The sequence below is a fragment of the Micromonospora sp. NPDC049799 genome (assembly GCF_040656655.1).
Lineage (GTDB): Bacteria > Actinomycetota > Actinomycetes > Mycobacteriales > Micromonosporaceae > Micromonospora.
On record NZ_JBFAMU010000140.1, the window covers coordinates 1 to 11,105 of the forward strand.

9 protein-coding genes are annotated in these 11,105 nt (G+C 72.1%); 5 read left to right on the forward strand and 4 right to left on the reverse strand.

Annotated elements, in window-relative coordinates:
- Positions 1-271: 271 nt before the first annotated feature.
- Positions 272-1,057 (reverse strand): NADPH-dependent F420 reductase, encoded by a 786-nt coding sequence (locus AB0I76_RS13425; protein ID WP_357034213.1) that lies wholly within the window; start codon positions 1,055-1,057, stop codon positions 272-274.
- Positions 1,058-1,189: 132 nt separating this feature from the next.
- On the opposite strand from AB0I76_RS13425, the gene AB0I76_RS13430 reads away from it, so the two are divergent.
- Positions 1,190-3,466 (forward strand): glycoside hydrolase family 44 protein, encoded by a 2,277-nt coding sequence (locus tag AB0I76_RS13430; protein WP_357034215.1) that lies wholly within the window; start codon positions 1,190-1,192, stop codon positions 3,464-3,466.
- A gap of 53 nt (positions 3,467-3,519) precedes the next feature.
- On the opposite strand, the gene AB0I76_RS13435 is transcribed toward AB0I76_RS13430, so the two are convergent.
- Complete coding sequence (locus AB0I76_RS13435) at positions 3,520-4,008, reverse strand: glutathione peroxidase (protein WP_357034217.1); 489 nt, start codon at positions 4,006-4,008, stop codon at positions 3,520-3,522.
- Positions 4,009-4,173: 165 nt separating this feature from the next.
- Between AB0I76_RS13435 and AB0I76_RS13440 the strand changes: the two genes are divergently transcribed.
- The 4 genes from AB0I76_RS13440 to AB0I76_RS13455 all read left to right on the forward strand — a co-directional run bounded on the left by AB0I76_RS13440 (position 4,174) and on the right by AB0I76_RS13455 (position 9,089).
- Complete coding sequence (locus tag AB0I76_RS13440) at positions 4,174-5,799, forward strand: glycosyl hydrolase family 18 protein (protein ID WP_357034219.1); 1,626 nt, start codon at positions 4,174-4,176, stop codon at positions 5,797-5,799.
- Positions 5,800-6,021: 222 nt separating this feature from the next.
- The gene (locus AB0I76_RS13445) at positions 6,022-6,510 is read left to right on the forward strand and encodes a hypothetical protein (protein WP_357034221.1); all 489 of its coding nucleotides are present in this window, start codon (positions 6,022-6,024) and stop codon (positions 6,508-6,510) included.
- Between the two features lie 87 nt (positions 6,511-6,597).
- The gene (locus AB0I76_RS13450; RefSeq protein WP_357034223.1) at positions 6,598-8,004 is read left to right on the forward strand and encodes a class II 3-deoxy-7-phosphoheptulonate synthase; all 1,407 of its coding nucleotides are present in this window, start codon (positions 6,598-6,600) and stop codon (positions 8,002-8,004) included.
- Between the two features lie 50 nt (positions 8,005-8,054).
- Complete coding sequence (locus AB0I76_RS13455) at positions 8,055-9,089, forward strand: GntG family PLP-dependent aldolase (protein WP_357034225.1); 1,035 nt, start codon at positions 8,055-8,057, stop codon at positions 9,087-9,089.
- 172 nt (positions 9,090-9,261) lie between these two features.
- On the opposite strand, the gene AB0I76_RS13460 is transcribed toward AB0I76_RS13455, so the two are convergent.
- Both AB0I76_RS13460 and AB0I76_RS13465 read right to left on the reverse strand, forming a co-directional pair.
- A complete protein-coding gene (locus AB0I76_RS13460; RefSeq protein WP_357034228.1) occupies positions 9,262-10,131 on the reverse strand; it encodes a deoxyribonuclease IV in 870 nt (289 codons plus the stop codon).
- Positions 10,128-11,105: PASTA domain-containing protein (locus AB0I76_RS13465; protein WP_357034230.1), on the reverse strand; the 978-nt coding region annotated here is incomplete at its 5' end. The genes AB0I76_RS13460 and AB0I76_RS13465, both read right to left, overlap by 4 nt.

Below are 11,105 nucleotides of genomic sequence, written 5' to 3' on the forward strand. Positions count from 1 at the left end.
GGTCTGGTTCCACCACCCCCGGTACCTGGCCCACCTCAACTGCCCGGTGGTGATCGCCGCCCTGCTCGGCGAGGCGGTGCTCAGCGCCGTGAACTGCAGGCGGCGCGGTGCGGCGGGGAGCAGGCGCATGTCGCCTCCGGGTGGCGTGTGCGGGGTCCGCGTACAGAGTCCCGTCAGTGGGACTTGGGCGCAACCCCTGACACGCCGTGCCCCGCCCGTTGGTGGGCGGGGCACGGCGTGTCGAGCCGTCGGCGCGTCGCCGACGGGTGGCTCAGCGGGTCGCGGCGGCCAGGGCCTCGCGGACCTTGTCGGCACCCCCCGGCGCCTCGCGTTCCCAGTCCTGCGGGTCGGCCGAGTAGATCGTTCCGTAGGCCGGGGTGTCCGGCTGGTACCGCCAGCTGTCGGCGAGCGAGCCGGCGTCGACCGCGTCGTAGCCGACCTGGTCGAGGAAGGCGGTCACCTCGGCCCTGGCGCCGGCGTCGTCACCGGCGATCGGCAGTGCGCTGCGGTCGGCGCTGCCGGCGGGCCGGGCCAGCGCCTGCAGGTGCTTGAAGAAGATGTTGTTGAAGACCTTCACCACCCTGGACCGCGGCAGGTGCCGCTGGAGCAGCTCACTGCTGGTGGTCTCGCCGGAGTCCAGCTCCGGGAACTGCCCGTCCCGCTCGGGGTAGTAGTTGTTGGTGTCGATCACGACCTTGCCGGCCAGCGGCTCCACCGGCACGTCCCGGTACGCCTTCAGCGGGATGGTCACCACCACCAGGTCGCCGGCCTGCGCCGCCTCCGGGGGCGTCGCGGCGCGGGCCCGGGGGCCAAGTTCGTCCACCAGATCCTTGAGGGTCTCCGGTCCACGCGAGTTGCTCAGCACCACGTCGTAGCCGGCGGCCACCGCCAGCCGGGCCACCGTGCTGCCGATGTGTCCACTGCCGATCAGTCCCACAGTCGTCATGCCAGTCCCCAACCCCGTCCGCCGTGTCGGCATTCCCCACCGGCGTGGTCGACAATGGGCCGGCCGCCCGTCCAACCTACTGTGGACCGGACCGCTCGGAAGCCGATTCACCGCCCACGGCCCCGGTCCACACCCGTACTTCCGGTGAGCGGAGCGTCGCGCGGTCTTGACGGAGCGCGAGGAAAGCGCAATCCTGATCCGGCGCTCCCATCGACGGCCTGACCCCGACCGAAAGGTAAGGCCGTGCGAATCCGTACCATCCTGTTGCCCATGGCGTTGGCCGCCACGGCCGGCGCCGTCGTGCTGCCGGCGTCCGCCACCGCAGCGGCGGGCCCGGCGCTCGCCGTCGACGCCACCACCGGCCGCCACCCGATCAGCCCGTACGTCTACGGCATGAACTTCGCCGACGAGGACCTGGCCCGCGACGTCCGGCTACCGCTCAACCGGTACGGCGGCAACGCGACCACCCGGTACAACTTCCGCAACGACACGAGCAACCGCGCCTCGGACTGGTACTTCGAGAACATCCCGAACGACAACCCCGACCCGTCCAGCCTGCCGAGAGGCTCGGAGAGTGACCGGTTCGTCGCCGCGAACGAGGCGACGGGCACCGGGACGCTCATGACGCTGCCGATGATCGGCTGGGTCGCCAGGGAGCGGGCCCGGGCCTGCGGCTTCAGCGTGGCCAGGTACGGCCCCCAGCAGTCGACCGACCCATGGGCCCCGGACTGCGGCAACGGGAAGAAGCCGGACGGCACGCTGGTCACCGGCAACGACCCGACGGACACCAGCGTCGCGGTGGGCCCGGAGTACGCCGCTGACTTCGTCACGCATCTGAGGAGCCAGTTCGGCGGCGCGGCCGACGGCGGCGTGGAGTTCTACAACCTGGACAACGAGCCGGACCTGTGGCACTCCACCCACCGTGACGTCCGTCCGCGTGGGCTCGGCTACGACGAACTCCGAGACCGGACGTACGCGTACGCGGCGGCCATCAAGGCGGCGGACCCGGGCGCGAAGACGCTCGGGCCGGTGGGCTGGGGCCTCAACTCGATCCGCTACTCCGGCCTCGACCAGGATGTCTGCTCGCGTACCGGTTGCTGGTCGAACCCGCCGGACCGGGCCGCCCACGGGGGCCAGGAACTCGGCCCGTGGTACCTCGACCAGATGCGTGCCTACGAGCAGAGGCACGGTCAGCGCATCCTGGACTACTTCGACATCCACATCTATCCCCAGCAGGCCGGCGTCCACAACGACCAGCCGGGGGACGCGGCCACCCAGGAGCGCCGGCTGCGCTCGACTCGGCAGCTGTGGGACCCGACCTACGTGGACGAGAGCTGGATCAACAAGCCGGTACGGATGATCCCGCGGATGCGCGAGTTGGTCGACCGGCACTACCCGGGCACGAAGATCGCGATGACCGAGTACAGCTGGGGCGCGTACGGGCACCTCAACGGGGCGCTCACCCAGGCGGACATCCTCGGGATCTTCGGCCGCGAGGGGCTGGACATGGCCAACCTCTGGACCGCCCCCGGGGCCGACCAGCCGGTGGCGCACGCCTTCCGGATCTACCGCAACTACGACGGCAGGGGCGGGTCGTTCGGCGAGACGTCGGTCCGGGCCACCAGCGCCGACCAGGGGAAGCTGGCGATCTACGCGGCCGAGCGCGGTAGCGACAAGGCGCTCACCCTGGTAGTGGTGAACAAGACCGGCGACGAGCTGACCTCCCCGGTCGCGTTGACCGGCGCGTCCGCCGGCGCCGCCGAGGTCTACCGGTACAGCGGGACGAACCTGGCTGGCATCGTCCGCGAGGCCGACCAGGCCGTCTCGTCGACCGGTTTCACGGCCACCTTCCCGGCGAACTCGATCACCCACCTGGCGCTGCCGCGCGGCGGCGGCGAGCCGCCGGTCGACACCGGGCCGCCGACGGCGCCGGGCAAGCCGGTGGCGGGGGCGATCACCGGCACCAGCATCGCGTTGAGCTGGGCGGCATCGACCGACGACACCGGCGTGACCGGGTACGACGTGCACCGGGTCGACGGTGGTTCGACGACGAGGATCGCCGGCGCCACCGGTACGTCGACCACCGTTACCGGGCTGACGCCGGACACGTCGTACACCTTCGTGGTGACCGCGCGGGACGCGGCGGGCAACGTCTCGGCGGCCTCGCCGCAGCTCGCCGTCCGGACGGCGGTCCGGCCCAACGGCGGCTGCCGGGTGACCTACGCGGCCAACACCTGGCCCGGCGGTTTCACCGCGACCGTCACCGTCACCAACGCGGGTGCCGTCGCGATCGACGGCTGGCGGCTGGCCTTCGACTTCCCGACCGCCGGGCAGAAGGTCGGTCAGGGCTGGTCGGCGACATGGCGGCAGACCGGTACGAGCGTCACCGCCGACAGCGTGAGCTGGAACGGCCGGCTCGCACCCGGAGCCTCGACCAGCATCGGGTTCAACGGCACCTGGTCCGGGCAGAACCCGGCACCGACGGCGTTCACGGTGAACGGCCAGGCGTGCGGTAACTGAGCCACCCGCAGACGAGGGGCCCCGGGTTCACCCCCGGGGCCCCTTCGCGTCCGTCAGGCGGGCAGGACCTTCTCGACCGCGGCGCGCAGCTCGGGGGAGTCCGGCGTCACCGTCGGGGCGAAGCGGGCGGCCACGGTCCCGTCCGGGGCCACCAGGAACTTCTCGAAGTTCCACCGCACGTCACCGGTGTGGCCCTCGGCGTCGGCGGTGTCCACCAGCGCGGCGTAGAGCGGGTGCCGTGCCGGGCCGTTGACGTCCACCTTCTCGGTCAGCGGAAAGGTCACCCCGTAGTTGACCTGGCAGAAGTCGCTGATCTCCGCCGCGGTGCCCGGCTCCTGGCCGGCGAACTGGTTGGACGGCACGCCGAGCACCACCAGGCCGCGGTCGGCGTACTCGTCGTGCAGGGCCTGGAGGCCGGCGTACTGCGGGGTCAGGCCGCAGCGGCTGGCGACGTTCACGACCAGCAGCGCGCGTCCCCGGTGGCGCGCGAGGTCGGCCGGGCCGCCGTTGAGGGCGTCGATCTGGGTGTCGAAGACGGTCATGCGCCGAGGCTACGCGGGCGACCTGGTCGTCCACCGGCGTGGCCCCGCAGGTCGGTCACGCTCCCACAGGAAATCGAAACATGCACATCTTGACGAAGTGATGACGCCGTGAGTAGCGTCTCACCATCTTCTGGAAAGTTTCCTAACTGTTTGGGGTGACGCCACATGAAGAGATCCCTCCGCCGGGCCCTCTGGGTCGGCGCCGTGATGGCGGTGACCGCCGCCACGGTGCCGATGGCCTCGGCGTTCGGCGCCGGCAGCGTGACCGCGGCCTTCGTCAAGGCACAGGACTGGGGGACCGGCCACGAGACGCGGGTGACCATCACCAACGGCTCGGACGCCTCCGTCAGCACCTGGCGCATCGAGTTCGACCTGCCCGCCGGTACCAGCATCAGCAGCTCCTGGGACGCCGACGTCACCCGCACCGGCGACCACTACGTCGCGGTGAAGAAGAGCTGGGCCGGCCCCCTCTCGCCGGGCGCCACGTTCAGCTGGGGCTACAACGGCACGGGCCCGTTCAAGGCGCCGCTGAACTGCACCATCAACGGCGCGTCGTGCGCCGGGGGCGGCACACCGCCGCCCACCACCGCGCCACCCACGACCGCCCCGCCCACGACGGCGCCGCCGACCACCCCGCCCCCCACCACGCCGCCGCCGACCACCCCACCGCCCAGCGGTGACCGCAAGATCGTCGGTTACTTCGCCGAGTGGGGCGTCTACGGGCGCAACTACCACGTCAAGAACATCCACACCAGCGGCTCGGCGTCGAAGCTGACCCACATCCTGTACGCCTTCGGCAACACCACCGGCGGTCGCTGCACCATCGGCGACAGCTACGCCGACTACGACAAGGCGTACACGGCGGCGGACAGCGTTGACGGCGTCGCCGACACGTGGGACCAGCCGCTGCGCGGCAGCTTCAACCAGCTCCGGAAGCTCAAGAAGATGTACCCGCACCTGAAGGTGATCTGGTCCTTCGGCGGCTGGACCTGGTCCGGCGGCTTCACCCAGGCCGCGCAGAACCCGGCCGCCTTCGCCGAGAGCTGCCACAACCTGGTCGAGGACCCGCGCTGGGCGGACGTGTTCGACGGCATCGACGTCGACTGGGAGTACCCGAACGCCTGTGGCCTCAGCTGCGACGCCAGCGGCCCCAACGCGTTCAAGAACGTGGTGAGCGCGCTGCGCACCCGGTTCGGCTCGTCCGCGCTGGTCACCGCCGCGATCACCGCCGACGGCAGCAACGGCGGCAAGATCGACGCCACCGACTACGCGGGTGCCTCGCCGTACCTGAACTGGATCATGCCGATGACGTACGACTACTTCGGCGCCTTCAACGCGCAGGGCCCGACCGCCCCGCACTCCCCGCTCTACTCGTACTCCGGCATCCCGCAGGCGGGCTTCAACTCCGACGCGGCGATCCAGAAGCTCAAGAGCAAGGGCATCCCGGCGAACAAGCTCCTGCTCGGCATCGGCTTCTACGGCCGCGGCTGGACCGGGGTCACCCAGACCGCGCCGGGCGGGACCGCCACCGGAGCCGCACCCGGCACCTACGAGGCGGGCATCGAGGACTACAAGGTCCTCAAGAACACCTGCCCGGCCACCGCCACCATCGCCGGCACGGCGTACGCCAAGTGCGGCAGCAACTGGTGGAGCTACGACACCCCGTCCACGATCAACGGCAAGATGACGTACGCGAAGAACCAGGGCCTCGGTGGCGCCTTCTTCTGGGAGCTCTCCGGTGACACCACCAACGGCGAGCTGATCGGCGCCATCAAGGGCGGTCTCGGCTGACGCCGAGCGCCGACGCACCACCCACACGGCGGGGAGGGACCACGCACCGGTCCCTCCCCGCCCGGGTGCGAGGAAGGGCCCCCCGAATAACGCCTGCGGTAGAGGAAGGGCCCCTTGTTAACGGTCGACGTCGCTGCGGCCCGTCCTTGCGGGCACCCCGCCAGGTCGATGTGACAGACTCGCCCGTCAACGGGTTCGATGTCCACGGCGACGGAGGTGGGAATGCGCGCGACGCACCGGAGGGTGGCCGCCGGGGCCCTGTTCCTGGCCGTGCTGCCGTCGGCTCTGCTCGGCTGCGGGATCGTCGGGGACGACGACGCGGAACCGGCCGAGAAGCCCGGACGGGCCCCCGCCGAGGAGGCGGCCGCGAAGTCCCGCGAGCGGGTGCAGGCGTACCTCGACGCGATGACCGCCAAGGACGTGGCCGCCGGCCGCAGCCAGCTCTGCGCGACGATGCACCAGAGCTTCGACGCGGCCGCGACCGGGCCCAACGGCGACTTCGCCGACCACTTCGAGGTGCCCCAGGCCGAGATCACCGACGTCCGCCCCGGTCCCCGGGGCCAGGAGGTCAGCACCTCCGTGTCGGTGGCCGTCGGTTCCCGTACGGTCACCCGGCCGCTGCTGTTCACGGTCACCCGGGACGGCGCCGACTGGTGCATCGCCGGCGAGACGCCGGGCGGGAACACCCCCGAACCCGCCGTCACGCCCTGACCTGCGCCTCGGTGAGCCACCTCTCACCAGCCGGAACCATCCCCCTCGCCGGCCGGACGTCCCCCCGGTCGCCGTACGCTTTCTGTCATGCGCCATGAGTGGCATCAGCTGAGCCATCCCGCCGTGGGCAGCCCCGGCCTGCAGACCAGCCGTCCGACCGTCGACTCCGCCGAGGACGCGGCCCTGGGTCTGGACCGGTGGCGTGAGCTTCCGCGCCAGCAGATCCCGCCGTGGGAGGACCCGGCGCAGGTCGCGGAGGTCTGCAAGATCCTCGACACGGTGCCGTCGGTGGTCGCGCCCTACGAGGTCGACCAGCTCCGCCAGCGTCTCGCGCTCGTCTGCGAGGGCAAGGCGTTCCTGCTCCAGGGCGGTGACTGCGCGGAGACCTTCGCCGACAACACCGAGAGCCACCTGCTCGCCAACGCCCGCACCCTGCTCCAGATGGCGATCGTGCTCACCTACGGTGCGTCGCTGCCGGTGGTGAAGGTCGCCCGGGTCGCCGGGCAGTACACCAAGCCGCGTTCGCTGCCGACCGACGCCCGCGGCCTGCCCGCGTACCGCGGCGACATGATCAACGGCCTCGAGGCCACGCCGGAGGCGCGGGTCGCCGACCCGCAGCGCATGATCCGGGCGTACGCGAACTCGGCCGCCGCCATGAACATGCTCCGCGCCTACCTCGGCGGTGGCCTGGCCGACCTGCACGCCGTGCACGACTGGAACAAGGGTTTCGTCCGGAACTCCCCGGCCGGCGAGCGCTACGAGGCGATCGCGCGGGAGATCGACCGGGCGCTGGCGTTCATCCGGGCCTGCGGGATGACCGAGGAGGAGGCGCTCCGCACGGTCACCCTCTACTGCTCCCACGAGGCGCTCGCCCTGGAGTACGACCGGGCACTGACCAGGGTCTCCGGCTACCGGGCGTACGGGCTGTCCGGGCACTTTCTCTGGATCGGTGAGCGCACCCGGCAGATCGACGGCGCGCACATCGACTTCATCTCCCGCATCGCCAACCCGATCGGCGTCAAGCTCGGCCCGACCACCACCCCGGACGAGGCGCTCGAGCTGTGCGAGAAGCTCAACCCGGAGAACATCCCGGGCCGGCTCACCCTGATCAGCCGGATGGGCAACCACCGCGTCCGGGACGCCCTGCCGCCGATCGTGGCCAAGGTCGCCGCCTCCGGCGCCAAGGTGGTCTGGCAGTGCGACCCGATGCACGGCAACACGCACGAGTCGTCCAACGGCTACAAGACCCGGCACTTCGACCGCATCGTCGACGAGGTGCTGGGCTACTTCGAGGTGCACCGTGGCCTGGACACCCACCCCGGTGGCCTGCACGTCGAGTTGACCGGCGAGGACGTCACCGAGTGCCTCGGCGGTGCCCAGGGCATCGAGGACCTCGACCTGCCCGGCCGGTACGAGACCGCCTGCGACCCGCGACTGAACACCCAGCAGTCGCTGGAGCTGGCCTTCCTGGTGGCGGAGATGCTCCGTGGCTGACGCGAGGAGTGAGCTTGCGAGCCCCGCAGTCGGCAGCCGAAAGGACAACTGTGGCTGACCCTGACCTGATCGACCTTCGTTCGGACACCGTCACCCGGCCCACGGCCGGCATGCGGGAGGCGATGGCCACCGCCGAGGTGGGCGACGACGTCTACGGCGAGGACCCCACCGTCAACGCGCTGGAGGCCGAGGTCGCCGCGCTCTTCGGGCACGAGGCGGCGCTGTTCGCCCCGACCGGGTCGATGGCCAACCAGATCGCCCTGCAACTCGCGGTGCCCCCGGCGCACGAACTGCTCTGCGACGCCGACGCGCACGTGGTGACGTACGAGATCGGCGCCGCGGCCGCGTACGGCGGGATCTCCTCGCGGACCTGGCCGGCGGTCGGCGCGGACCTCGACCCGGACGTGGTCGCCGCCATGATCCGGCCCGACGGCTACTGGGCGGTGCCCACCCGGGCCATCGCCGTCGAACAGACCCACAACCGGAGCGGCGGCGGGGTGATCCCCCTCGCCACCCTCCGCGAGCTGCGCCGGGTCGCCGACGCCGCGCAGGTCTTGCTGCACTGTGACGGTGCGCGCATCTGGCACGCGCACGTCGCCGACGGGGTGCCGCTGGCGGAGTACGGCGGGCTCTTCGACACCCTGTCGGTCTGCCTGTCCAAGGGCCTCGGCGCGCCGGTCGGCTCGCTCGTCGTGGGCAGCGCGGAGAAGATCGAGCGGGCCCGCTTCATCCGCAAGCGGATGGGCGGCGGGATGCGGCAGGCCGGTGTGCTCGCCGCCGCCGGCCGGTACGCCCTCGCGCACCACGTCGACCGGCTCGCCGAGGACCACGCGAAGGCGGCGCGGCTCGCCGAGGCGATCGCCCCGTTCGGGGTGCTCGCCACCACCGTGCGCACCAACCTGGTGCCGTTGGACCTGACGAAGGCCCCGCTCGACGCGCATGCCCTGGCCGCCGCCGCCCGCGCCCGGGGTGTGCTGATCTCGGTGCTCGGCCCGCGTACCGCCCGACTGGTCACCCACATGGACGTCGACGACACCGCGATCGACCGCGCCACCGACGTGCTGACCAGCATCCTGCGCGCCTGACCCACCCCCGCCCAGGCGGCCGGCCCGCCCGGCCGGCCCCGGCCGGCCCGCCCGCGTTGATCAAGGAGTTTGCGTCACGTTCGGCGCCGATTCTGACGCAAACCTCTTGATCGGCGGCGGGCAACGGGCGGCGGGCGACCGGCGGCGGGCAACGGGCGGGCGGGGGGCGCGGTCAGGGGCGGAGGCGTTTGAGGATCGCCACGTCGGCGGCGTGGCCCTCGTGCTTCTCGGTCGGGGTCTCCACCACGACGGGGACGCCGGCCGTCGCCGGGTGCGTCATCAGCTCCGCGAACGCGGGCTCGCCGATCGTGCCCTTGCCGACGTTCTCGTGCCGGTCCCGGGTCGAACCGCACAGGTCCTTCGAGTCGTTCGCGTGCACCAGCCGCAGCCGGCCCGCGCCGACCGTCGCCACCAGCGTGTCCAGGGTCGCGGTCATGCCGCCCTCGGCGGCCAGGTCGTGCCCCGCCGCCCAGGCGTGGCAGGTGTCGAAGCACACCCCGAGCCAGGGGTGCCCGTCGACCGCGTCCAGGTACGGTCCGAGCTGCTCCACCCGTGAGGCGAGCGACCGCCCGCTGCCGGCGCTCGGCTCGACCAGCAGCATCGGCCCGTCCGCGGCGGCGGCCGAGTCCAGCAGGGGCAGCAGGGTCTCGCGGACCTGCCGCATCGCCGCCTCCGCGTGCCCGGCGTCGACCGCGCTGCCGGCGTGGAACACCACGCCCCGGGCGCCGATCGCGGTGCCCCGCCGCAGGGCGTGCGCCAGGGTCTGCGCCGACCGTTCGACCGTCGCGGCCGTCGGGGAACCGATGTTGACCAGCAGTGAGGCGTGGATGAAGACCGGGACGTCCCGTTCGGCGCAGCCGTCGCGGAACAGCACGTCCTGCACCGGGTCGCCCGCCGGCAACGCCCAGCCCCGGGAGTTGGAGACGTACACCTGCACGACCTCGGACCCGACCGCGTCGACGTACGGCAGGGCCGCCTTCGCCAGGCCGCCGGAGGTCGGCGTGTGCGTGCCGACCGGGCGGTGTGCGGCCGCCGCCGTCACAGGCACCCGATGGTGACCGGGGTGCCCGGGGGCACCTGCGCGTTCTCGTTGCTCTGGAACCGCGTCACACCGTTCGGGTTGAACTGCACGACCACCGGGAGGCCCAGGGCCTCCAGCGTCTGCTTGGCCTGCGGACAGGGCAGGTCGATGACCCGCGGCACCACGACCAGCGGCGGGCCGTTGCTGACCTCCAACCGGACCTGGGCGCCCTTCTCCACGCCGGCGCCGTCGGCCGGGCTCTGCCCGAGGACCTCGTCCTTGGGCTTGTCCGAGTCCTTGCCGGTCGGCGGCTCCACCAGCACCAGACCCAGCTGCGCGAGGATCGTCCGCGCCTCGTTGAGGTTCTTGCCGACCAGGTTGGGTACCGAGATCGGCGCCCGGCCCTTGCTGAGGAAGACGGTGACCTTGTCGCCGGGTTTGACCTCGGCGCCCGCCTTCGGGTTGGTGTCCACCACGACGCCCGCCGGCAGGTTGTCGTTGTAGCGGGCGGTGCCCTTGGCCACCACCAGCTCCGCCGCGGCCAGGTCCGCCTCGGCCAGCTCGAACTCCTTGCCGACCACGTCCGGCACCGGGAATCGCTGCGGGCCGAGGGAGAGGGTCAGCGTGATGGTGCCGCCCTTGACGATCCGGCTGGCGGAACCTGGGTCCTGGGCGACGACACCGTCCTTCGGGATCTTCTCGTCGTAGCGCGGCTCGGCGTAGTCGAGGGTGAAGCCGCCACGGGTCGCCTGTGCCTCCGCGTCGGCCTTGCTCAGGCTCACCAGTTGCGGAGCCACCGTGTAGCGACCGACACCGACCCACCAGCCGCCGCCGGCCGCGAGCAGGCCGAGCACCACCACGGCGGCGGCCAGCGCGAGACGACCCCGCCGGTCGCCCAGCACCTGAGCGCGCAGCGCGACGAGCCGCGACCACAGGTCGACGCCCTCCTCGGGCGACGCCCGTCGACGGCCGACCCGCTGGCCGCCGGCCTCGGG